At 74.3% G+C, this 22,395-nt stretch carries 19 protein-coding genes; 8 read left to right on the forward strand and 11 right to left on the reverse strand.

Annotation, left to right across the window (positions count from 1 at the left end; all coding sequences use genetic code 11):
- Nucleotide 1: 1 nt before the first annotated feature.
- Nucleotides 2–2,035, reverse strand: coding sequence for a transketolase (tkt, locus tag Pta02_RS09330; protein ID WP_239130039.1), 2,034 nt, complete (start codon nucleotides 2,033–2,035; stop codon nucleotides 2–4).
- Between the two features lie 384 nt (nucleotides 2,036–2,419).
- On the opposite strand from tkt, the gene Pta02_RS09335 reads away from it, so the two are divergent.
- Entirely contained in the window at nucleotides 2,420–3,400 is a 981-nt protein-coding gene (locus Pta02_RS09335; RefSeq protein WP_203874315.1) for a heme o synthase, read from the forward strand.
- 97 nt (nucleotides 3,401–3,497) lie between these two features.
- Complete coding sequence (locus tag Pta02_RS09340; protein ID WP_239130012.1) at nucleotides 3,498–4,619, forward strand: PrsW family intramembrane metalloprotease; 1,122 nt, start codon at nucleotides 3,498–3,500, stop codon at nucleotides 4,617–4,619.
- A 65-nt stretch (nucleotides 4,620–4,684) separates the two neighbouring features.
- Here Pta02_RS09340 and Pta02_RS09345 read toward each other — a convergent pair whose 3' ends face one another.
- The 9 genes from Pta02_RS09345 to Pta02_RS09385 all read right to left on the reverse strand — a co-directional run bounded on the left by Pta02_RS09345 (nucleotide 4,685) and on the right by Pta02_RS09385 (nucleotide 14,736).
- Nucleotides 4,685–5,374: a SanA/YdcF family protein gene (locus Pta02_RS09345; RefSeq protein ID WP_203874317.1), complete on the reverse strand. Its 690-nt coding sequence runs from the start codon at nucleotides 5,372–5,374 to the stop codon at nucleotides 4,685–4,687.
- Between the two features lie 15 nt (nucleotides 5,375–5,389).
- Nucleotides 5,390–6,379 (reverse strand): COX15/CtaA family protein, encoded by a 990-nt coding sequence (locus tag Pta02_RS09350; RefSeq protein WP_239130015.1) that lies wholly within the window; start codon nucleotides 6,377–6,379, stop codon nucleotides 5,390–5,392.
- Entirely contained in the window at nucleotides 6,363–7,211 is an 849-nt protein-coding gene (locus Pta02_RS09355) for an ABC transporter ATP-binding protein (RefSeq protein WP_203874318.1), read from the reverse strand. The genes Pta02_RS09350 and Pta02_RS09355 overlap by 17 nt, the downstream gene beginning before the upstream one ends.
- Nucleotides 7,208–8,317 carry a FecCD family ABC transporter permease gene (locus Pta02_RS09360; RefSeq protein WP_239130018.1) on the reverse strand — a complete coding sequence of 370 codons (1,110 nt, stop codon included), beginning with the start codon at nucleotides 8,315–8,317 and terminating at the stop codon, nucleotides 7,208–7,210. The genes Pta02_RS09355 and Pta02_RS09360 overlap by 4 nt, the downstream gene beginning before the upstream one ends.
- Nucleotides 8,314–9,288 (reverse strand): ABC transporter substrate-binding protein, encoded by a 975-nt coding sequence (locus tag Pta02_RS09365; protein WP_203874319.1) that lies wholly within the window; start codon nucleotides 9,286–9,288, stop codon nucleotides 8,314–8,316. Before Pta02_RS09365 ends, Pta02_RS09360 begins: the two co-directional genes overlap by 4 nt.
- 82 nt (nucleotides 9,289–9,370) lie before the next feature.
- A complete protein-coding gene (locus Pta02_RS09370) occupies nucleotides 9,371–10,786 on the reverse strand; it encodes a YcaO-like family protein (RefSeq protein WP_203874320.1) in 1,416 nt (471 codons plus the stop codon).
- 85 nt (nucleotides 10,787–10,871) lie between these two features.
- A complete protein-coding gene (locus Pta02_RS09375; RefSeq protein ID WP_203874321.1) occupies nucleotides 10,872–12,272 on the reverse strand; it encodes a YcaO-like family protein in 1,401 nt (466 codons plus the stop codon).
- Nucleotides 12,269–13,921 (reverse strand): CocE/NonD family hydrolase, encoded by a 1,653-nt coding sequence (locus Pta02_RS41870; protein ID WP_203874322.1) that lies wholly within the window; start codon nucleotides 13,919–13,921, stop codon nucleotides 12,269–12,271. Before Pta02_RS41870 ends, Pta02_RS09375 begins: the two co-directional genes overlap by 4 nt.
- Nucleotides 13,918–14,736 carry a TOMM precursor leader peptide-binding protein gene (locus Pta02_RS09385; protein ID WP_203874323.1) on the reverse strand — a complete coding sequence of 273 codons (819 nt, stop codon included), beginning with the start codon at nucleotides 14,734–14,736 and terminating at the stop codon, nucleotides 13,918–13,920. Before Pta02_RS09385 ends, Pta02_RS41870 begins: the two co-directional genes overlap by 4 nt.
- A gap of 430 nt (nucleotides 14,737–15,166) precedes the next feature.
- Here Pta02_RS09385 and Pta02_RS09390 point away from each other — a divergent pair, with 430 nt between their 5' ends.
- From Pta02_RS09390 to Pta02_RS09415, 6 genes are read left to right on the forward strand one after another with little or no spacing between them, the layout of a single operon-like run.
- Complete coding sequence (locus tag Pta02_RS09390; RefSeq protein ID WP_203874324.1) at nucleotides 15,167–16,444, forward strand: MFS transporter; 1,278 nt, start codon at nucleotides 15,167–15,169, stop codon at nucleotides 16,442–16,444.
- Between the two features lie 59 nt (nucleotides 16,445–16,503).
- Nucleotides 16,504–17,706, forward strand: coding sequence for an NAD(P)/FAD-dependent oxidoreductase (locus tag Pta02_RS09395; protein WP_203874325.1), 1,203 nt, complete (start codon nucleotides 16,504–16,506; stop codon nucleotides 17,704–17,706).
- Nucleotides 17,703–18,056, forward strand: a complete 354-nt coding sequence (locus tag Pta02_RS09400) for a (2Fe-2S)-binding protein (protein WP_203874326.1) — start codon at nucleotides 17,703–17,705, stop codon at nucleotides 18,054–18,056. Before Pta02_RS09395 ends, Pta02_RS09400 begins: the two co-directional genes overlap by 4 nt.
- Complete coding sequence (locus Pta02_RS09405; protein WP_203874327.1) at nucleotides 18,046–19,458, forward strand: FAD/NAD(P)-dependent oxidoreductase; 1,413 nt, start codon at nucleotides 18,046–18,048, stop codon at nucleotides 19,456–19,458. The genes Pta02_RS09400 and Pta02_RS09405 overlap by 11 nt, the downstream gene beginning before the upstream one ends.
- On the forward strand, nucleotides 19,458–20,351 hold the full coding sequence (locus Pta02_RS09410; protein WP_203874328.1) for a dihydrodipicolinate synthase family protein: 894 nt from the start codon (nucleotides 19,458–19,460) through the stop codon (nucleotides 20,349–20,351). Before Pta02_RS09405 ends, Pta02_RS09410 begins: the two co-directional genes overlap by 1 nt.
- 27 nt (nucleotides 20,352–20,378) lie before the next feature.
- On the forward strand, nucleotides 20,379–21,380 hold the full coding sequence (locus Pta02_RS09415) for a proline racemase family protein (RefSeq protein ID WP_203874329.1): 1,002 nt from the start codon (nucleotides 20,379–20,381) through the stop codon (nucleotides 21,378–21,380).
- Here Pta02_RS09415 and Pta02_RS09420 read toward each other — a convergent pair.
- Nucleotides 21,298–22,341, reverse strand: coding sequence for a helix-turn-helix transcriptional regulator (locus tag Pta02_RS09420; RefSeq protein WP_203874330.1), 1,044 nt, complete (start codon nucleotides 22,339–22,341; stop codon nucleotides 21,298–21,300). The two genes, Pta02_RS09415 and Pta02_RS09420, sit on opposite strands and share 83 nt — an antisense overlap.
- Between the last annotated feature and the right edge of the window lie 54 nt (nucleotides 22,342–22,395).

Here is a 22,395-nt window from a genome sequence, read left to right on the forward strand (position 1 = left end):
ATCAGTTTCCCGTCGTCTCGCCCTTGTCGGCGCCCGTCTTGGCGAGGCTGCCCTTGGCCGCGGCAACCACGCGCTCGGCGGTGAGGCCGAACTGCTCGTAAAGGGTCTTGTAGGGAGCGGAGGCGCCGAAGTGCTCCAGGCTCACCACTACCCCTTCGTCTCCCACGAACTCACGCCACCCCAGCGAGATTCCCGCCTCCACGGCGACGCGGGCGCGCACCGCCGGGGGCAGCACGGTCTGCCGGTAGGCGGCGTCCTGGGCGTGGAACCACTCGACGCACGGCATCGACACGACCCGGGTCGGGATGCCCTCGGCCTCCAGGATCTCGCGTGCGTTGACGGCGAGCTCGACCTCCGAGCCGGTGCCGATCAGGATCACCCTGGGCTGGCCGTCGGAGGCGTCCTGCAGGACGTAGCCGCCCTTGGCGACCTTGCAGGCGTCCGCGGTGCCCTCGTAGACCGGCAGGTTCTGCCGGGTCAGCGCGAGCGCGGCGGGGCGGTCGGTGTGCTCCAGCACGGCCCGCCAGGCGGCGGCGGTCTCGTTGGCGTCGGCCGGGCGGACCACGTCCAGGCCGGGGATGGCGCGCAGCGCCCACAGGTGCTCGACCGGCTGGTGGGTCGGGCCGTCCTCGCCCAGGCCGATGGAGTCGTGCGTCCACACGTAGGTGACCGGCAGCTTCATCAGCGCCGCGAGCCGTACGGCGGGGCGCATGTAGTCGCTGAAGACCAGGAACGTGCCGCCGTAGGGACGGGTGCCGCCGTGCAGGGCGATGCCGTTGAGGATCGAGCCCATGCCGTGCTCGCGGATGCCGAAGTGCAGCGTCCGGCCGTACGGCCCGCCGGGGAACTCCTTGGTCTGGAACTCCTCGGGGATGAAGGACGGCTCGCCCTTCATGGTGGTGTTGTTGGACTCGGCCAGGTCGGCCGAGCCGCCCCACAGCTCGGGCAGGACCGGCGCGAGCGCGCTGAGCACCTCGCCGGAGGCCTTGCGGGTGGCCATGGAGGAGCCGGTCTCGAAGGCCGGCAGCGCCTTGGTCCAGCCGTCGGGCAGCTCCCGCCGGGAGATGCGGTCGAACAGCGCGGCCCGCTCGGGGCTGGCCTCCCGCCAGCGCTCGTAGGACCTGTCCCACTCGGCGCGGACGGCGCGGCCCCGCTGGACGACCTGGCGGGCGTGCTCCAGCACCTCGTCGGGGACGTGGAAGGACTTGGCCGGGTCCAGGCCCAGGACCTTCTTGGTGGCCGCGACCTCCTCGGCGCCCAGGGCCGAACCGTGGATCTTGCCGGTGTTCTGCTTGTTGGGCGCGGGCCAGCCGATGATGGTCCGCAGTCGGATGAACGACGGCTTGTCGGTCACCCGGCGGGCGGCCTCCAGGGCCTCGTTCAGCGCCTGGACGTCCTCGGCGTACTCGCCGGTCTGGGTCCAGTCGACGGTCTGGACGTGCCAGCCGTAGGCCTCGTAGCGCTTGACGACGTCCTCGCTCAGCGCGATCTGGGTGTCGTCCTCGATGGAGATGTGGTTGCTGTCGAAGACGACGACGAGGTTGCCCAGCTTCTGGTGACCGGCCAGGGCGCTGACCTCGTGGCTGACGCCCTCCTCGATGTCGCCCTCGGAGGCGAAGCACCAGATCATGTGGTCGAAGGGGCTGGTGCCGGGCTCGGCGTCCGGGTCGAACAGGCCGCGCTCGCGGCGGGCGGCCATCGCCATGCCGACCGCGTTGCCGATGCCCTGGCCGAGCGGGCCGGTCGTGGTCTCCACGCCGGCGGTGTGACCGTGCTCGGGGTGGCCCGGCGTCAGGCTCTCCCACTGCCGCAGCATCTCCAGGTCGTGCAAGGTCAGCCCGTAACCCGACAGATAGAGCTGGATGTAGAGCGTCAGGCTCGTGTGGCCGCACGACAGGACGAAACGGTCCCGGCCCGGCCAGGCCGGGTCAGAGGGGTCGTGTCGCATGGTGCGCTGGAAAAGCAAATACGCGGCGGGGGCCAGGCTCATCGCGGTGCCGGGGTGACCCGAACCCGCCTTCTCTACTGCGTCCATCGCCAGGGCCCGTACGACATCGACCGCCTGTCGGTCCAGGTCGCTCCATTCGAGGGCTGGCACGAGTTCGCTGCTCAAGTGCTCGATCTCCGGATCTAGTTGTGATGGTGCCTTTGGTGTGGCATTTCCCGCCCACACCGGACCCTAACGGTTCGGCACCCCGACCGTGGAGTAACCCCGAGCCGGGGCGAGTCGCCAGGAGCAGTAAGTAGCCTGACGAAATACCTCATACGGGGCGCCTTGTCGTGTGGTCCGTGCCCCCGTGCCGGGACCGGCCGACAGGGCAACTACAGTTGAGGTCCACAAGCTGGCTGGTGCCCGCATCACGGATCCGTTCTGATCAGAGGTTACGCGTTGACCCCGCACGTTCTGGAAGCGCCCTAGATGGTGCTGACCGACAAGCAAGCGACGGCCCCGCTCGCGAAGGGCGCGGCCACGGCCCCGTCCGAGGAGGGCACGGCGAAGGACGCCGCGCCCCGTTCGCTCGTCGACGTCGTCAAGGCCTACGTCGCCCTCACCAAGCCGCGCATCATCGAGCTGCTGCTGATCACGACGCTGCCGGTGATGTTCCTGGCGGCCAAGGGCCTGCCACCGCTCTGGACCGCCGTCAACACCCTGGTGTTCGGCACCCTGTCGGCGGGCAGCGCGAACGCGCTGAACTGCTACGTCGACCGCGACATCGACGCCGCGATGCGCCGCACCCGCCGCCGGCCGCTGGCCCGCGAGCAGGTCCCGCCGGCCAACGCGCTGATCTTCGGCATCGTGCTGGGCGTCCTGTCGACCGTCGGCCTCGGCCTGACGGTCAACTGGCTGGCCTCCGCCCTTTCGCTCGGCGCGAACCTGTTCTACGTGCTCGTCTACTCGATGATCCTCAAGCGCCGCACCGCCCAGAACGTGGTGTGGGGCGGCATCGCGGGCTGCATGCCGGTGCTGATCGGCTGGGCGGGCGTCACCGGCAGCCTCGACTGGGCGCCGGTGGTGCTGTTCGGCGTGGTGTTCTTCTGGACGCCACCGCACACCTGGGCCCTGGCGATGCGCTACAAGGAGGACTACGCCACGGCGAAGGTCCCCATGCTGCCGGTGGTCGCCACCGAGCGCCGCGTGGCGGTGGAGTGCATCCTCTACACCTGGGCGACCGTGCTCTGCTCGCTGCTGCTGTGGCCGATCGCGGGCACCACGCCGCTCTACCCGGTCGTGGCCGCGGTCCTGGGCGCGGTGTGCCTGTGGGAGGTCCACGGGCTGCTGGGCCGCGTCAACGCCGGCAAGACCGGGGTGGACCTGCGCCCGATGCGCTTCTTCCACTGGTCCAACGCCTACCTGGCGCTGCTGTTCCTGGCCGTCGCGATCGACTCGATGCTCCTCTGAGCACGGACTTCCGCCTCCTGGCACGGCGGGGGGCCGGGGGGACAGGACATTGCCGATCAGTTACGGTTGCCCCATGGCGAGCCGTGATCCTCGGTGGGTGTTCAAGGACCGCCCGTCCGTCGCGCTGATCGCGGGGCTCGTCGTAACCGGGCTGTGCGGGCTGGTCTCCTTCTCCTTCGACGTGCTCAACGGCGACCCGGTGTTCTTCTTCATCGCCCTGGCGCTCGCGCTGGCCCCGGTCCCGGTCCTGCTGGCGGCGGTGCTCGCGCTGGACCGCCTGGAGCCGGAGCCGCGCAGCAACCTGATCTTCGCCTTCGGCTGGGGCGCGGGCGTGGCCGTCCTGGTGGCGGGCGTCATCAACTCCCTCAACCTGCTCTACATCGGCCAGGCCGCGGCCATCGAGTACGCCGACGCCCGCAACCTCACCGCCACCTTCGGCGCCCCGGTGGTCGAGGAGACCATGAAGGGCCTGGTCCTGCTGGGCCTGCTGCGCTTCAGGCGGGCCGAGCTGGACGGGCCCACCGACGGCGTCATCTACGCGAGCATGGTCGGCCTCGGCTTCGCGATGAGCGAGAACGTCAGCTACTACGTGGCCGCCCTCGACGAGATGGGGGCCAGGGGCCTGGCGGTGACCGTCGTCCTGCGGGGGATCCTGTCGCCGTTCGCGCACCCGCTGTTCACCTCGATGATCGGGGTCGCGGTGGCCTACGCGGCGCAGCGGCACGGTCCCGGGCGGGCCGGCGTCATCGCGGCGGGATGGATCGGCGCGATGCTCCTGCACGGCATCTGGAACGGCCTGGCGTCCTATGTCGGCTTCGGCGGGCTGGCCGCCGCCTACCTGCTGCTGATGATCGTGCTGTTCGTCCTGATCGGGGTCATCGTCCGCGACCGCAAGCGCATCGTCGGCCTCATCCAGGGCTATCTGCCCGCCTACCAGGCGACCGGCCTGGTCTCCCCGTACGACGTCCACATGCTCTCCTCGCTGCCCAGCCGCAGGCAGGCGCGGCAGTGGGCCAGGACGCACGGCGGGCGCGGCGGGCTGCGGGCGATGAGCGACTACCAGCTGGCCGCCACCGAGCTGGGCCTGCTGCACGAGCGCGCCGCGCGGCGCGTGATCGACGAGCGCACCTTCAACGACGAGCAGCACGCCCTGCTGACGTGCATGGCCGAGGCGCGCCGCAACCTCCCCGCGGTGGGGCAGGGCCTGCACCCGGGCTGAACCACCCGGATCGAGTCACCCGGCCGCATCCGGATCGAGCCGTCCGGCCGCACCGGGGCCGGGCCTCATCCGCCGCGGACCGCGGCGTCCAGGGTCGTCTCCCGGGGACCGGGGAAGACGGGGGAGGAGTCGAGCACCACGGCGTCCAGGAAGCCCTTGGCCGCGGCGAGGAACTCGCGGGCCGCGTAGCCGTAGGTGGCCGCCGCCCACTGCCTGGTGGAGTCGTCGCCGACGCCGAAGGTCTCCAGGCCCGCCCTGCGGCACAGCGCGACGGCCCTGGGCAGGTGGAAGACCTGGGTGACCACGGTCAGCCGGGTGGCGCCGAAGACGTCGCGCGCCCGCACGCAGGAGTCCCAGGTGTCGAAGCCGGCGTAGTCCAGGACCAGCGCCCGGACGGGGATGCCGCGCGCGGTCAGATAGTCGCGCATCACGGTGGGCTCGTCGTAGCCGGCCACGCTGTTGTCGCCCGACAGCAGGATCGCCCGCACCTTGCCCGCCCGGTACAGCTCGGCGGAGATGTCCAGCCGCCTGGCCAGCATGGGCGTGGGGGCGCCGCCGCGGATGCCCGCGCCGAGCACCAGCGCGGCCGGGGCCTCGGGCACCTCGGAGATCCAGGCGGGGGAAGAGCCGGCGACCGTACGGTGACCGGAACTGGACAGCCAGGCCCAGGTCAGCGGGGTGATCACCAGCACGCTCAGCAGGACGGCGACCTGGTAGGAACGCCGCAGGACCGTGCGTGAGGGGGACAGCCGCATCCGGTCATCCTCCCGCTAGGCGGGTACTTTGTCCAGTTTGTCGGGATTATCGGCCGGAGTGCCGAGCGGATCCCTTGACCCCAGGGCGGACACCGCCCGCAGCGTGAAGATCCACACCAGCGTCGCGCCCAGCACGTGCAGCCCGACCAGGAACGCCGGCACGGCCAGGAAGTACTGGACGTAGCCGATGATCCCCTGGGCCAGCTCCACGCCCAGCAGGACCAGCGCCGCCCGGCGCGCCCGCCCCGGCGCGTCGGTCACCCGCAGCGCGAACATCAGCGCGAACGTCAGCCCCACCACGAGGTAGGCGGCGTCGGCGTGGATCCTGGCCACGGTCTCGATGTCGAAGTCGAAGCGCGAGGCCATCTCGTCCCCGGAGTGCGGGCCGGTGCCGGTCACCACCATCCCGGCCAGGATCAGCACCAGCACCGCGCCGACCAGCACGTGCCCGAGCGCGCGGATGTCACGGCGGACCAGTGGCCGCACCGGTCCGTCACCCTCCCCGGCGCGGGCGTACAGCATCCAGGCCGCGGCCATCATGCCGACGGAGAACAGGAAGTGCACGCTGACGGTGACCGGGTTGAGCGCGGTGTGCACCACCACGCCGCCCCAGAACGCCTGCAGGGCCACGCCGTAGGGCTGGATCCAGGCCAGGCGGACCAGGTCTCGGCGGCGGGAGGGCAGCCGCCGGGCGGCGAGCACGCAGGCCACCGCCACGACCAGCACCAGGAAGGTCAGCAGCCGGTTGCCGAACTCGATCACCGTGTTGATCGGCGAGATCCCCTCGTGGGCGGCCGGGACGAAGCTGTCCGGGGTGCACCGGGGCCAGGTGGGACAGCCCAGCCCCGACCCGGTCACCCGCACCACCGCGCCCGTCACCGTGATCCCGGCGTTGACGACCACCGCGGTCAGGGCCCACCACCGCATGCTGCCGGCCGTCGGAGCCCACACGCTCCGGAACAGGCGTACGGCGTGCCGGCGGGGCAGGTCAAGAAGCTGGTTCACGGCTCACATCGTAGGTGCCCGCATGCCCGGTCCCGCCCGCAGCCCCGTTCCGGGCGAGGGCCGCCGGCACCGTCCCGCCGGGCCCGGGCAACGGCAGGAAGATCCTGGGCAGGCCGTCCCGCCCGCGCTCGACCTCGGCCTCGACCCGGTAGACCGCGCGCAGGAGGTCCTCGGTGACCACCTGCGCCACGGGGCCGTCGGCGACGACCCCGCCGCCGTCCAGGACGACGAGGCGATCGCAGGCGGCGGCCGCCAGCTGCAGGTCGTGCAGGGTCACCAGCACGGTGACGCCGAGGGCGCGCACCAGCCGCAGCAGGTCGACCTGGTGACGCGGGTCCAGATGGTTGGTGGGCTCGTCGAGGATCAGCAGCCGGGGCTGCTGGACCAGCGCGCGGGCGAGCTGGACCCGCTGGCGCTCGCCGCCCGACAGGGTGGCGAACGGCCGGCGGGCCAGGCCGGTGACCTCGCACGTCTCCATCGCCTCGGCGACCAGCGCCCTCTCCGCGGCCGAGAGCCGGCCCAGCGCCCCGAGATGGGGGATCCGGCCCAGGGCGACGACGTGCTCGACGCTGTCGTCGAGGTCGGCCGGAGTGTCCTGGGCGACGACGGCGACCTGCCGGGCGACCTCGCGGGCCGGGGTCCGCCACACGTCGGCGCCGTCGATCAGGACCCGGCCGCGGTCGGGGCGGATCCGGCGGTAGACGCACCGCAGCAGGCTCGACTTGCCGCTGCCGTTGGGGCCGATCAACCCCGTCACCCGCCCGGAGCCGGCTGTCAGGCTGACATCGCGCAGCACGTGCAGCCAGTGGACGCCCTGGACCTCGACGTTCACCGCGGAGCCCCCCGATCGGCGCGGACGAGCAGCATGAGGAAGAAGGGCGAACCGAGCACCGCGGTGATCACTCCGATGGGGATCTCGTCGGGCCGGTTCAGCATCCGGGCCGCCACGTCGACCCAGACGAGCAGGAGCGCCCCCGACAGCGCCCCGATCGGGATCAGGCGGCGGTTGTCGCCGCCGGACGCCAGCCGTACGGCGTGCGGGACCATGAGGGCGACGAAGCCGATGCCGCCGCTCACCGCCACGACCGTGCCGATGACCAGCGCGCACACGACGATCAGCCGCAGCCGCAGCCGGTCGACCTCGACGCCCAGGCTGGTGGCGCCCTCGTCGCCCAGGGCCAGGGCGTTGAGGGGGGCCGCCCGGGAGACGGCCCAGGCGGTGGCCGCGGCGACGACCAGCGCGGGCACGCCCACGTCCCGCCACTGCGTGCCGGACAGGCCGCCCAGGCTCCAGAACAGCGCCGAGCGCACCTCCTTGTCCGGCGTGGTCAGCACGATGTAGCTGGTGACGGCCTCGGTGAGCGCGGCGACCGCCACACCGGCGAGGATGAGCCGCGCCGGCGCGACCTGCCCGCCGCGCCGCGACAGCGCCAGCACCAGCGCGAAGGCGGCAATCGCCCCGGCGAAGGCCGACAGCGGCAGGGACAGCGGCCCGAACGGCGACAGCCCCGCCAGCATCACCAGCACGGCGCCCAGGGAGGCGCCGGAGCTGGCCCCGATGATGTAGGGGTCGGCCAGGGGATTGCGCAGTACGGCCTGCAGCACCGCGCCCACGACGGCCAGCCCCGCCCCGACCACCGCGCCCAGCAGCACCCGGGGGAGGCGGATGTCCAGCACGATGACCGCCCGGGGCCCGCCCGGCGCCTGCTGCACCAGCCAGGGCAGCAGGCGGTGGCCGAGCATGCGGGCCACGTCGGCGAAGGGGATGGAGACCGGCCCCAGACCGACGGCCGCGACCAGCGAGACGCCCAGCAGCGCCGCCAGCAGGACCAGGACGCCCGGGAAGGCGAGCCGGCGCCCGCCCGCCGCCCGCGGCGGGGCGCCCGGCGGGGACGGGGACTCCGCCCGGACACCGGTTCCGGTCTCGGCGGAGCTCACCCGCTCAGCCCGGCGACGAGCGTCTTCAGCGCCCGGTCGCTGCGCAGGCCGGGCTGGGTGTCGTTGACCGGGATCACGATGAACCGCTTCTCCCTGACCGCGGTGACGTTCTTGATCGGCTCGTAGGAGGTGAGGAACGCGATGGCCTCGTCGGCCGGTTCGAACGCCTGGTCCTCCACGACGATGGCGTCCGGGTCGCGCTTGATGAACTCCTCCCAGGAGATCTGCGCGTAGGAGGTCACCTCGGGGAAGAGGTTCTCACCCCCGGCCCGGCGGATGAGATCGTCGATCAGGCCGTTCGACCCGGCGGTGCTCGGCTTCTCCAGCCCTCCGGCGTAGTCGAACACCTTCGGCGTTCCGGAGACCGGCCGCACGGAGTCCACCTCGGTCCTGAGCTTCGTCACCAGCTCTTCGGCCTTCGCCTCGGCGCCGAGGATCCGGCCCAGCTCGCGGATGTCGGTGTAGGTGTCCTCGACGGTGGCCTTGCGGCCGGGGCAGTTGCCGGACAGCAGGTAGGAGTTGACGCCCTCCTCGCGCAACCGGGCCCGGTCGCCGAGCGCCTTGGGCCCGTAGTCGTCGCCGTAACCGCTGACCACGAAGTCGGGGTCGGCGGCGAACACCGTCTCCTTGGACGGGGGCGGGAAGGCCGACTCGGCGATGACGTTCACTCCCTCGAAGTCGGGGGCGACCTCGGGCAGGAGCTCACCCGGCGCGACCGCGCCGGCCAGCCGGTCGCGGGCGCCCAGGGCCAGCACGATCTCGGTGGCGATCGTGCTGGAGGTGACCACGCGCTGCGGCGGGCCGTCGAATCGGTAGGTGGCGCCGCAGTTGCCCACCTCCACCGGCGCGGCCGGGGTCCGCGCCGGGACCTGCGCGGCGGCGGTGGGCGCCCCGGTCCCGCCGCACCCCGCGGCGAGCACGGCGGTTCCGGCGAGCAGGGCCAGGGCCGCGCGGGAGGTGACGGTTCTCATCGGAAGGTGTCTCCTTCTGGTCGCTGTGTTCTGTACGGGTGGCCGACGCGCCGCCACGTGTGGACGGACGGGCCGGGCGAGGTCAGGCGTGGGGCACCGGCAGGGGTTCGGTTCGGGCCGGGAGGGGCTCGGCGCCGTCGCCCAGGAAGGGGAAGGCGGCCGGGGCCGTGGCCCGCAGCCCGGGCACGACGACCCGGACCACGGCCAGACCGCAGGCGGCGATGTCGGGGGTGGTCAGGTCGACCGTGACGGGCACCAGGCCGCGGGCGGCCAGCGCCGCGTCCGGGTCGAAGGGACCGGCCGCGCCGAACCCGCCGAACCCGGCGGGTTCGCCGCGGGCCAGGCGGGCCAGGATCCGGGCGGAGAAGGAGGGATCGGCCAGGAGCTGCAGGTGGCAGGTGACATCGGTGACGTCGGAGAAGTCGGGCCGGTAGGCGGAGGCGAAGGCGCGGCCGGGCCGGTGGGGCGCGAGCGGGCCGCCGGGACGTTCCCACTCCGGCAGACCGCCCACGGCGAGCTGGGCGGTGGTGTCCAGGGACTGGACCGCCTCGGCCGCGGCCTTCCACACGGCCGCGGTCACCGGATCGGCGGCGCCGGGAACGAAAGCGCAGCCGGCCCCCACCGCCCCGCGGACCCCGGAGGCGAGCGCGTGACCGGTCTCCGCGGTCCCGCCGGTGCCGGGGACAGGTGCGTGGCCGCTCTCCGCGGTCCCGCCGGGAACGGGCGCCCGGCCGTCCTCCGCATCAAGGCCGCCGCCCGCGTCCCCGTCGCCGATGTCCTCCGCGACGCACAGCACCACCGGGGCGTCCAGGAGGTTCGGTACGGCCCGCGCGCTCAGCCGTACCCCCCGCACCGCGGGCGACCGCACGCCCGTGAGCGCCGGGAAGGCGCGCTCCGAGGCCCACGCCGTGGCCAGGGCGTGCCTCTCCACGACCTCCGCCAGCGCCGCGGCGCGCGCGGAGGCGGGGTCGGGGCCGGCGGCGATCCCGGCCGACACCGGCAGGAGGACGGGCCGGGACCGTACGGACCCGGACTGCCGGGCCCTCTCCACCGGGGACGCGCGGAAGGGCGTCAGCCAGACCAGCGCGGCCGGGACCCAGACCGGCGTGCCGTCGTGGCGGGTGCCGCGCACCCAGTGGGTGCGGTCGGCGCGTCCCAGCCCGGTGAAGGGGAAGCCGTCGCGGGCGCTCTGCCCGGCCGAGTACAGCGCCAGGACCCGCGGGTCGACGGCGTCCGGGGCCAGGTCGTGCCAGGTTGCCTCCACCAGCCGGTCGGCGGGCACGAGGTGACCGCAATAGCGTTCGGCCGCCTCACCGAGCGCCCGCAGGCGGGCCCGGGCGGGGTCGTGCCAGCAGGCGCCGGAGACCGTGGGATTGCCGAGCGGCAGGCCGTACCCGGTGGTGGCGGCGAGGTCGGCGAAGGCGACGTGCAGGCACCCGCGCAGGGTCGAGGCGCGCACGTCGGTGACGAGACCGGAGCGGGAGTCGAGGGGGATCATGTGCGGGCCGGGGTCGTGCGCGCGGCGAGGCCCGCGGACGGGACGGGGGTCGTGTGCGCGGCAGGGGCCGCGGGTGTGATGAGGATCATGTGTGCGGCAGGGGTACGAGGTTGATCCGCTCGGCCGCTTGAAGGCCGAGCCGTACGGGGTCCTCGCGCAGGCGGGTCCCGCCGAGGAACGGGAAGGCCGCGGGCGCGTTGGAGTAGGCGCCGGGAACGATCACCCGGGCGACCGACAGCCCCGCGCAGGCGACGTCGGGCGTGGTCAGATCGGCCGCGTAGGCGCCCAGTCCCCGGGCCGCGACCCGTTTGAGATAGCCGTCCAGGGGATCGCCGTCCACGCGCGGCAGGTCGGTGAGGGCGACCGGGCCCGTGCAGGCGGTGATCGGGGCCAGGTGCTCGCGCATCCGCGGGTCGAGCCAGAGCTGGCTGTGACAGCCGAGGTCGACGACGTCGCGGAAGTCGCTCCGGTAGTCGTCGGCGTAGCGGCGGTCGGCGCGGTGGGGCTTGAAGACGCGCACGTCGATGACGCCGTCCGCGGCGGCGGCCCAGATCTCCCCGGCGGGATCGAGCAGGCCCAATGCGTAACGGCGCAGCGTGACGGCCTCGGCCAGCGCCTTGCGCACGGCCTCGGCCGGGTCGGGGCGGGCGGCGACGCCGAGCGCGGCGATGCCGGTCTCGGGGTCGTCGAGCAGGACGCCGAGGACCGCGACCTCGAAGACGGTGGGGATCGCCACGACCCGGTAGCGGCAGCGCCCGGTGGCGCCGGCGGGGCGGTACCAGCCGGGTTCGGCCTCCGGGATCAGGGGCGCCGCGGGATGACCGGCCCCGGTGACGGGGCGGGCGGGCAGCGCACCGGCCCACCAGACGACCGTGGCGTCGCGCTCGATGACCTCCTCCAGCGCGGCCGTGCGGGCCGCCCGCGCGGAGGGCCCGGCGGCGATGCCGGCGAGCATCGCGTAGTTGGTCGGCGGCTCGTCCTCGCGGGGCCCGGTGAGGTAGTTGACGTAGACCAGGGAGGCGGGCAGCCAGGCGGGCGCGCCGTCCATCAGGTCCGTGCCCGGGGTCCACAGCACCTCCAGGCCCTCGGTGAACGGCACGAACGGGAAACCGGGCTCGGCGTACTGGTCGCCGGAGTAGAGGGCGAGCCGGGCCGGGTCGAGGGCGGGTCCGCGCAGCCTCCGGTAGGAGGAACGGGGCAGAGCGGCGGGGACGAAGTTGCCGCAGTAGCGCTCCACCGCCTCGCCGACCGCGCTCATCGCGGCCCGGCCGGGATCGCCGAACGCGGTGCCGGTGGCGACCCGGTCGGCGGGCCAGGGCAGCAGCCGGTACGGCGAGCCGACCTCGGCCGTGTGGATCGTGAGCCCCTCGGGCCACCACGGATCGGGTTCCAGCGGCTCCAGCCTGCGGATCAGGCCGGTGCGATCGTCGAGCAGGACCGCGAGAGGATCACCCTCCACGGGGCCCGTGCCGGAGGTGTCGGTCATGCGAAAGCTCCCTTCCGGGGACGGGGCAGGTGCAGGACCACCTCGCGCAGGCGGATCTCCGTCCGCTGCGGCGGTGCCGGGTACCGCGGGGGACGCCCGGCGGTCAGCTCCACGTGGAGCCGGTGCCCGGGCGGCAGTTCCATCGCGACCGGGGCCAGGTGGATCTCGCACCGGGAGGCGCCGGGCCCGATGGGCGCCGTGCCGTCGGCGACCCGGGTGGCCGCGCCGTCGGGGCGCTCGTGGACGAGGGTGACCACCAGTTCGACGCCGGTGCCGGTGGTGAATCCGGTGCCGGTGGTGAATCCGGTGCCGGTACCGGTGTAGATGTGGGCGGTGCCCTCACTGCCGGTATGGGTGTGGGCGGCGGCCTCGGTGCTGACGGTGACCGCGGCGGTCAGGCGGGCCGTGCCGTGCCAGCACAGCGGACCGTCGACGCCCAGCCGGACCACGTCCTCGCGGTCGGCGAGCGGCGCCAGGTCGGCGGAGTGCGGGGCTGACGGGTACGGGTCGGCCGGGTCATGACGCAGCCGCGTCCCGTCTTCTCCGAGTGGCGTCCCGTCTTCTCCGAGTGGCAGGGCCGTCCATACCGGCCGGCGGGGCGGGACCGGGTCGGCGTCCGTCCAGCGCCCGCTGCCGAGCAGCAGGCAGCCGCCGCGCCGCGCACCGTCCGGCAGGTGGCCGTCGCGTACGCCGTTTCGCAGATGACCGTCGCGCCGCGCACCGTCCGGCGGGCGGCCGTCATGCCGTACGGCCCGCAGCCACTCCAGCGCCAGGGCGAAGGGGTGCGGCCCGGGGGGCTCCGGCAGGGCGCATTCAGGCTGGAGCCGGTGGGTGAGCGCGCTGGCCCAGCCGCCGACGACGGTCTCGGCGTACGGGGACGCCATGGCCTGGCGCAGGGTGGTCCGCGCCGACCGGCAGTACCAGCTGCCCAGGTGCAGACTGGGCGCGTTCGCCGTCCGGGCGGCCCTCGTCATGCGCCGGGCCGCGGGCCCGTAGGTATCCGGCGTGACCGGCCACGGGCCGGCGTCCACCGGCCACGTCCCGGTGACGGCGGCCGTGGGGACCAGCGCGGCCGGCTCCGGCCGGTGGGCCGGCGTCGCCTCGTAGAGACCGGGCCTGGTCACCCGCCCGGTGCCCAGGTCGGTGCGCCACCACAGCTCGTCGTCGAGGGCCGGGGGCCCGGCGGGCGGCCAGGGCTGGCGGCTGACGATCCCGCGGACCGCGGGGTGGGCGGCGGCGCACCAGGCGGCGTAGGCCTCGTAGGCGAGGCCGTACAGGAAGACGTCGCCGTCGCACCACGGCTGGGCCGCCGTCCAGCCGAGCGTCGCGTGGCCGTCGCCGGTCTCGTCGGCGCCGGGGACGAAGACGCCTCCCGACAGGTGACGGCCGCGCAGATCCTGCAGCAGGCAGGCGAACCCGGCCTCGGCCAGGCTGAGGGCCTCGGGCAGGCCGCCCGCGGTGCCGTACGGCGTGCGGATCACCACGGCCGGTGCGGGCAGCCGGTCCGGCAGGACCAGGTCGGCCACCAGGACCGTGCCGTCGGCTGCCGTCACCGTCAAACCGGTACGGATCTCGCTCGCGCAGCCTCCTGCGCCGGCCGCGTCCGCGACGTCGCTGTGCCTGCGGGCTCGCTCACTTCGTTCACTCACGCGGGGATCTCCCGCATCAGGCCGTCCGGCACCGGCAGCACGGGGTGGTGACGTATCTCCCCGGCCGCCAGGTCGATCCCGGTCTGGCGGCGGGTCCCGGGCGGCCGGGCGCCTTCGGCCCAGGCGCGCAGATCGGCGGCGATGAGGGCGGCGGCGACATCGGCTCCGGCGGGGTCGGCGGGGGCGGCCGGACGCCCTCCGGCGTCGAGGAAGGCCCAGTAGGCGGCCAGCTCGTTCGGCCACGGGCAGGCGGCCAGACGGCGCAGCCGCAGGTCCTCGTAACCAGCGCCGCCGGTGGGAGGAGTGAACGGGCCGACGTACCAGCGGCGGCCCTCGCCGTGACCGCGGTGCCAGGCGATCCCCCGGTCGCGGCAGCGGGCGTCGAGTTCCCGCCAGGCGGCGTCGGGCAGGTGCTCGGCGCACGCGACCAGGACCGCGGTCCCCGGTCCGGGGTCCTGCCCGGCCGCCGCGTGCCGTACGGCCAGGCCCGCCTGCCGCAGGCACCGCGCCAGCGGCGCCAGCAGCGGGCCGCCCCCCACCAGGAGGACCTCGGCGGGTTCGGTGACCGGGGCGGTCGGCTCCGGGAGGGCCGTGGTGAGTTCGGCGACCAGGCCGGCCGCCTCCGGGAGGCGTTCGAGCGCCGCCCTCACGCCGAGGCGGCCGGTGAACAGGTCCGCCACGGCGGCCCGGTCCTCCGGCGGCACGCTCAGGATCATGAAGTCCTCGTCGGGGCCGTGGACCAGCCAGCCGTCCCCGGTGGGCACGAAGGTGGTCCCGGCCGCCCAGCGTGCGGGCCGGTCCAGCCCGGAAGTCATCGCGAGCGTTCCTTTCCTCGACATCCTCGAAATCCTCGGCATCCCCGACGTCCTGAAATCTTCGAAATCCCGGAATCCGCGGTGGCCTCGACGGTCTCCGCGGAGGGTCCGGCGGCACCCGGGCGCGGGCGTGGTCGGCCCGCGCCCGGGTGCCGCTCTTCACGCGGTCAGCGCCAGGCCACCTTGGCCAGCGCCACCGTGGCGTGGTTGGACGAGTGGACGGACGCGTTGCGCGCCTTCGCCTTCAGCTTCTTGACGGTCATGCCTGATCACCTCCCTCCGGGAGCCGGGCCGGGATCTCGGTCGGTCCGACCGGCGGCGCCGTGGGGCGCCTCCAGAAGTAGAAACGAAAACGAAAATCATTGTCAAGTCTTGATCTATCCGGACTTGGTGATGAAAATCGTTCCCATCCGTCTTCCGGGGGTGTTCGGTGGAACCTGCTCGCACGCTGCGCGAGCTGCTCGCCCGCAACCGCGACCTGCGCATGCTGTGGCTGGGCAACCTGGTCAGCGCGTGCGGCGGGTGGTTCTCCGCGGTCGCGGTGTTCGCGATGGTCTACGCGCACGGCGGCGCCGGGCTCGCCGCCGGGCTCACGCTGGCCGTGCGCTATCTGCCCGGCGTGCTGGCCGGGGTCTGGGGCGGGGTGCTGGCCGACCGGGCCGACCGGCGCGCGGTGACGCTGGTGACCGACGTGCTCATGGCGGTTTTCGCCGTCGCCTTCCTGCTCGCCGACGATCCGGGGCGGCTGTGGCTGGTCTATCCGCTGACCTTCGCCTCCGCCGCGGCCGGGTTCGTCTTCCAGGCCGCCCGCAACGCGTGGATGCCCAGCCTGGCCCGGCCCGAGGAGTACCCCCTGTACTCGGCGGCCGTGCAGGTCAACGGCCTGGTCTTCCAGGCGCTGGGCGGGGTCGCCGGAGGTCTCGTCGTCACGGCGGTGGGCTGGCGCTGGGCCTTCGCCGCCAACGCCGCCTCCTTCCTGCTGTCGGCGTGGCTCACCGCGTCGGTGCGCTCGGGCGACCGGTTCGCGGGCGTCGCCCCGCACGGCTGGTGGCGCTCCCTGCGCGAGGGGATCGCGATGGCCGCGCGCACCCGCGCCATCGCGGCCCTGCTCCTGCTGGAGGCGGTCTTCTGCCTGGGGCTGGGCGGCACGATCACCGCGATGACCTACCTCGCCCTGCGCGTGCACGATCTCGGGCAGGGCGGGGCCGGCTGGTTCTACGGCGTCCAGGGCGTCGTGGGGAGCGTGGTCCTGGTGGTCGCGGCCTCCCGGATCCGCGCTCTGGGGCCGTCGGGACGCCACCTGGTCATCGGCCTGTCATGCCTGGTCGAGGGGGTCCTCACCATGCTGCTCGGCCTGCCGTCCGGCGTGCTGCCCGCGCTGGCGCTGTGGGGGCTGATCGCGGCCGCCGAGGTGGTGTACGGCCCCGCGGCCATGACCGTCCTGCTGACCGCGACGCCGAACGAGGCCCGCGGCCGGGTCACCTCCCTGTGGAGCGCCACGGCCACCCTCGGCCTCGGCGTCTCGGCCGTCGGCGCCGGGGCCCTCCTCGACCGGCTGGACGTGGGAGTCGTCTTCGCCCTCCTCGGCCTGCCGATGGCGGTCGCCGGCGGCGCCTGGCTCGCCGTACACCGGCGCCGGGACATCTCCGGAGACGGGGGACGGCGAATCGCCCGGTCCGCGGACGGGGGACCGCGGACAGGCCATTGATCCGTCGGGAAATATGTGACATTTTACAGGCGGGCCAGGTCGCGGGAGCGGGGTGAGCCATGCCGGATGTCGTGGTCGTGGGCGCGGGGATCGTCGGGGCGGCGTGCGCCTATTACGCGGCGCGGGCGGGTCTGGACGTGGTGGTCGTGGACAGGGGCCCGGTGGCCGGCGGCACGACCGGCGCGGGAGAGGGCAACGTCCTGGTCTCCGACAAGGAACCCGGCCCCGAGCTCGACCTCGCGCTGCTGTCCAACCGTCTCTGGCGCGAACTGGCGGACTGCGGCCCGGACGGGTCCGGCGGACACGGAGGATCAGCGCTACGCGGCCCGGCCGGGACGGGCGGCGGGTTCGAGTTCGAGGCCAAGGGCGGGCTGGTGGTCGCCGAGACTCCGCCGGTGATGGAGGCGCTCGCCGACCTGGCCGTCAAGCAGGGCGTCGAGCACACCGTGGTCGAGCCCGGCCGGCTGCGCGACTACGAGCCGCACCTGGCCGGCGGCCTCGCCGGGGGCGTGTTCTATCCGCAGGACGCGCAGGTCCAGCCCATGCTCGCCGCGGCCGGGCTGATCCGGCGGGGCGGCGAGCGCTTCGGCCGCGGCGCGCTGATGCTGCGCACCGGTGTCACGGTCACCGGGTTCATCCGCGACGGCGACCGGGTGACCGGGGTCAGGACCGACGGCGGGGACATCCTCGCCGGGGCCGTCGTCAACGCCGCCGGGACCTGGGGCGGCGAGGTCGCGGCGCTGGCCGGGGTGCGCGTGCCGGTGCTGCCCAGGCGCGGGGTCATCCTGGTCACCGAGCCGCTCGAACGGCCGCTGATCCGGCACAAGGTCTACACCGCCGCCTACGTCACCGCGGTCGCGAGCGACTCCGAGGGCCTGGAGAGCTCCGCCGTCGTGGAGGGCACCCCGGCCGGGCCGGTGCTCATCGGCGCCAGCCGCGAGCGCGTCGGCTTCGACCGGGCCGTACCGGCGTCCGTGCTGGGCAGGCTCGCCGCGCAGGCCGTGGCGCTCTTCCCCGGCTTGGCCGGTCGCAAGGTGATCCGGGCCTACTGCGGCTTCCGCCCCTACTGCCCCGACCACCTCCCGGTGATCGGCGAGGATCCCCGGGCCCCGGGCCTGCACCACGCCTGCGGCCACGAGGGCGCGGGCATCGGCCTGGCCCCGGCCACAGGTCACCTCATCGCCCAGGTGCTGACCGGCACGCGCCCCGACCTGGACCTGACCCCCTTCCGTCCCGACCGCTTCGGAGAGGAGACCCCGTGAACCCCGCCCACCGGCTGGTCCGGGCGGATCCGGAACCCGGATTCGAGATCGACGTGGACGGCCAGGCCGTACCGGTGGTCCCCGGGCAGAGCCTCGGCGCCGTCCTGCACGCCGCGGGCATCCGCTCCTGGCGGACCACCCGCTCCGGCGGCCGTCCGCGCGGGCTGTTCTGCGGCATCGGCGTCTGCTTCGACTGCCTGGTCACGGTCAACGACGTCCCGTCCCTGCGCGCGTGCCAGATCGAGGCCCGGCCGGGCGACCGGGTGACCACCGGCCGCCCGCACGCGGACGGGCGGACGGCCGCCGACCAGGCCTCCGCCGGGGGAGGAGGGGAGCGCGGTGACTCCTGACTACGACCTGGCGGTGGTCGGCGGCGGGCCCGCCGGGGTGGCGGGGGCGCTGACCGCGTCGCTGGCCGGGCTCGGCGTGGTCCTGCTCGACTCCGCCGCGCGCCTCGGGGGCCAGTACTTCCGCCGGCCGGCGGACGGGTTCCGCGCCCGGCGGCCGGGAGCGCTCCACCACGGTCTCGACCGGTTCGCGCGGCAGTGCGACCGGCTCGCCGCCGGGGCCGACGTGCTGACCGGTCACCGCGTCTGGTCGATCGAGCGTGAGGGGAACGTGCTGGCCGTGCGGTGCGCGCAGGGGGACCGGGAGGAACGGCCCCGCACGATCACCGCGCGCGGGGTGCTGGTGGCCACCGGCGCCTACGACCGGCCGCTGCCCTTCCCCGGCTGGGACCTGCCCGGAGTGATCACCGCCGGGGGCGCCCAGGCGCTGCTCAAGGGCGATCTCGTCGTCGCGGGGAGCAGGGTCGTGGTGGCCGGCACCGGGCCCTTCCTGCTCCCGGTCGCCGCCGGGCTGGCCGCCGCGGGCGCGCACGTGCTCGGCGCGTACGAGGCCGGCGGCCGCTTCGGCCTGGCCGCGCATCCCTTCCTCGCCGCGGGCAGGGCCGCCGAGGCGCTCGGCTACGGTCTCCGCCTCGCCCGGCGCCGGGTGCCCTACCGCGGGCGCCGGGCGGTGGTCGAGGCGCACGGCGACGGCCGGCTGACCCACGTCACGATCGCCCGCCTGGACCGGGACTGGCGTCCGGCCGGGACGCGGACGGTCGAGTGCGACGCGCTGGCCTGCGGTTACGGCTTCATCCCCCGGATCGACCTGCTCGTGCAGCTCGGCTGCGCCGTACGGGACGACCACGGCGACCCCGCGGTCGTCGTGGACGCGGGCATGCGCACCGGCGTGCCCGGCGTCTACGCGGCGGGGGAGACCACCGGGGTCGGCGGCGCCCTGCTGGCCGAGGTGGAGGGGCGCATCGCGGGCCGGGCGGCGGCCGCCGACCTGGGGCGCCGCGTCCCGCCCGACCCGGTCCTGTCGCGTCGGCGCGACCGCATGGCCGCCTTCGCGCGGGCTCTGCGGCAGGCCTATCCCGTACGGCCCGGCTGGCAGGGCTGGCTGCGCGAGGACACCCTGATCTGCCGCTGCGAGGAGGTGCCGCTGTCGGCCGTACGCGAGGCCCTGGAACTGGGCGCCGCCGACGCGCGCTCCGTCAAACTCCTGACCCGCGCCGGGATGGGCTGGTGCCAGGGCCGCATGTGCGGCTACACCGTGGGGTGCCTGGCGCGGGACGCCCTGCCGGTGACCCGGCGGGTGATCGCCGAGCCCGTCCGGCTCGGCGACCTGGCCGCGTGGCCCCGGCCCGACGACGACCCCGCCTCCCCGCACGACGGTCCCGCCTCCCCGGAAGGACGATCATGATGACGACCCGTACGAAACCCTGGCACGGAGTGATGGTGGCGACCGCGCTGCCCCTCGGTGACGACCTGTCGATCGACCACGCCGCCTACGCCGGTCACTGCCGGCGGATGGTCGCCCACGGCTGCGACGGCGTGGTGCCCAACGGCTCCCTGGGGGAGTACCAGACGCTGACGCCCGAGGAGCGGGCCGAGGTCGTGCGGACCGCGGTGGCCGCGGTCGGCGGGGAGCGGGTCATGCCGGGGATCGCCGCCTACGGCGCGCTGGAGGCCCGCCGCTGGGCCGAGCAGGCCGGGGAGGCCGGGTGCGGGGCGGTGATGCTGCTCCCGCCGAACGCCTACCGGGCCGACGAACGGGCCGTGATCGAGCACTACCGGGAGGTGGCGCGCGCAGGACTGCCGGTGGTCGCCTACAACAACCCCTTCGACACCAAGGTCGACCTCACCCCCGCCCTGCTGGCGCGGCTGCACGCCGAAGGACTGATCGTGGCCGTCAAGGAGTTCAGCGGCGACGTACGGCGGGCCTACGAGCTCGCCGAACTCGCCCCCGGGCTGGACCTGCTGGCCGGGGCCGACGACGTGCTGCTGGAGCTGGCCGTGGCCGGCGCCGTCGGGTGGGTGGCGGGCTATCCCAACGCCCTGCCCGAGGCCTGCGTGGCGCTGTACCGGGCCGCCGTCGCCGGGGACCTGACGACCGCGGTCCCGCTCTACCGGACGCTGCACCCGCTGCTGCGCTGGGACTCCAAGACCGCGTTCGTGCAGGCCATCAAACTCTCCATGGACATGGCCGGGCACCGCGGCGGCCCCTGCCGCCCGCCGCGGCTGCCCCTGGCGCCGCAGGACGGGGAAACGGTCCGCGCCGCCACCGAGAAGGTCCTCGCCTCGGGCCTCCGATAGCGATCTCGTTTCAGGAAGTGAGGGACGATGAGGACCAAGCGGGTTTTCCACGCGGTGGACTCGCACACCGAGGGCATGCCGACGCGGGTGATCACCGGGGGAGTGGGGGTGATCCCCGGGGCCACCATGGCCGAGCGGCGCGAGCACTTCCTGGCGAACACGGATCACGTCCGCACCCTGCTCATGTACGAGCCGCGCGGTCACTCCGCGATGAGCGGGGCCATCCTGCAGCCGCCGACCCGGCCCGACGCCGACTACGGCGTGCTCTACATCGAGGTGTCCGGCTGTCTGCCGATGTGCGGGCACGGCACGATCGGCGTCGCCACCGTGCTGGTGGAGACCGGGATGGTCGAGGTGACCGAGCCGGTCACCGTCATCCGCCTGGACACGCCCGCGGGGCTGGTGGTGGCCGAGGTGCGGGTCGAGGACGGCTCCGCCGCCGAGGTGACGATCACCAACGTGCCGTCCTTCGTCGTCGGCCTGGACCGGGTGGTCAAGATTCCCGGTCTGGGGGAGGTCGTCCACGACCTGGCCTACGGCGGGAACTTCTACGCGATCGTGCGGCTGGAGGACCTCGGCCTGCCGTTCGAGCGCGCGTACGGCCGGCGGCTCCTCGACGCCGGATTGGCGATCATGGAGGCGATCAATGAGGCCGACGAGCCTGTGCACCCGCTCGATGAGCGGGTGCGGGGCTGCCACCACGTCTATCTGGCCGCCCCCGGATCGGATGCCCGGCACTCGCGCCACGCCATGGCCATCCACCCCGGCTGGTTCGACCGCTCACCGTGCGGGACCGGCACCAGCGCGCGGATGGCGCAGCTGCACGCCCGGGGCGAACTGGAGGTGGGCGGCGACTTCGTCAACGAGTCGTTCATCGGCACCCGGTTCACGGGGCGGCTGATCGAGGAGACCACCGTCGCCGGGCGGCCCGCGGTGATCCCGGCGATCACCGGCCGGGCGTGGGTGACGGGGACGGCCCAGTACTTCCTGGACCCCCGCGACCCCTTCCCCGAGGGCTTCCTCCTGTGACCTCGCCCGGCGGGGCCGCGCCCCGGAGCAGGCGCGCCGCGAGCGAGGCCACGTGCGCCCGCAGCTCGTCCGGCTCGTGGATCTCGAACTCGAAACCGAGCAGGCCGACCAGGTAGGCCAGGCCGTCCAGGGAGTCGGCGCCGATCTCCAGCAGGCAGGTGCGCCCGTCGATCGGGGAGAGCGTGCCCGCGGTGGGCAGCACCCGGGTGCGCGCCTGCTCCACTGGGGCGTGCACGGTGATCCTGGCCCGCCAGCCGTAGATCTGCGTGGTGATCCGCCGGGAGAGGTAGTCGGCCAGATCGGCGGCGGGGGGCTCGCGCGGGGTGAAGCGGGCGCGCGGGCTCGGCGCGTCCATCCGGTCGACGCGGAAGGTCCGCCAGTCCCGGCGGCCGGTGTCCCAGGCCAGCAGGTACCAGCGGCGGGCCATGTGGGCCAGTTTGAGCGGCTCGACGATCCTGGCGGTGGCCCTGCCGTCGTGTCCCCGGTAGCCGAACCCCAGCTGCCGGTGGTCACGGCAGGCGGAGGCGATGGCCGTCAGCGTCGTGTGGTCGACGAGCGGGTTGCCGCCGCCCAACCCGATCGTCGCCTCCTGCAGTGCGTTCACCCGGTGCCGCAGCCGCGAGGGCAGCACCTGCTCCAGCTTGACCAGCGCGCGGACCGAGCTCTCCTCGATCCCCGCCACCGTGCCGTCGGCGGCCGTGCGCAGCCCCACCGCCACCGCCACGGCCTCCTCGTCGTCCAGCAGCAGCGGCGGCAGCGCCGCGCCGGCGCCCAGCCGGTAGCCGCCGGCCACGCCCCGGGCCGCGTGCACGGGATAGCCGAGGTCGCGCAGCCGTTCGATGTCGCGCCGCAGGGTGCGCACGTCGATCTCGAGGCGCCCGGCCAGGTCGGCGCCTGTCCAGTCGCGCCGGGCCTGCAGCAGGGACAGCAGGCGCAGCAACCGGGCGGATGTCCGCAACATGAGTCCTCATATTAAGGGCGGTAGTTGTCCTTTATTGCTTCTACTGTTCAAGTC

The organism is Paraplanobispora takensis, from assembly GCF_016863195.1.
Lineage (GTDB): Bacteria > Actinomycetota > Actinomycetes > Streptosporangiales > Streptosporangiaceae > Planobispora > Planobispora takensis.

Coding starts and splice junctions, on each gene's coding strand:
- tkt (WP_239130039.1), bottom strand. CDS start 2,035: ATGGACGCAGTAGAGAAGGCGGGTTCGGGTCACCCCGGCACCGCGATG.
- Pta02_RS09335 (WP_203874315.1), top strand. CDS start 2,420: ATGGTGCTGACCGACAAGCAAGCGACGGCCCCGCTCGCGAAGGGCGCG.
- Pta02_RS09345 (WP_203874317.1), bottom strand. CDS start 5,374: ATGCGGCTGTCCCCCTCACGCACGGTCCTGCGGCGTTCCTACCAGGTC.
- Pta02_RS09365 (WP_203874319.1), bottom strand. CDS start 9,288: ATGAGAACCGTCACCTCCCGCGCGGCCCTGGCCCTGCTCGCCGGAACC.
- Pta02_RS09370 (WP_203874320.1), bottom strand. CDS start 10,786: ATGATCCCCCTCGACTCCCGCTCCGGTCTCGTCACCGACGTGCGCGCC.
- Pta02_RS09375 (WP_203874321.1), bottom strand. CDS start 12,272: ATGACCGACACCTCCGGCACGGGCCCCGTGGAGGGTGATCCTCTCGCG.
- Pta02_RS09385 (WP_203874323.1), bottom strand. CDS start 14,736: ATGACTTCCGGGCTGGACCGGCCCGCACGCTGGGCGGCCGGGACCACC.
- Pta02_RS09395 (WP_203874325.1), top strand. CDS start 16,504: ATGCCGGATGTCGTGGTCGTGGGCGCGGGGATCGTCGGGGCGGCGTGC.
- Pta02_RS09410 (WP_203874328.1), top strand. CDS start 19,458: ATGACGACCCGTACGAAACCCTGGCACGGAGTGATGGTGGCGACCGCG.
- Pta02_RS09415 (WP_203874329.1), top strand. CDS start 20,379: ATGAGGACCAAGCGGGTTTTCCACGCGGTGGACTCGCACACCGAGGGC.
- Pta02_RS09420 (WP_203874330.1), bottom strand. CDS start 22,341: ATGTTGCGGACATCCGCCCGGTTGCTGCGCCTGCTGTCCCTGCTGCAG.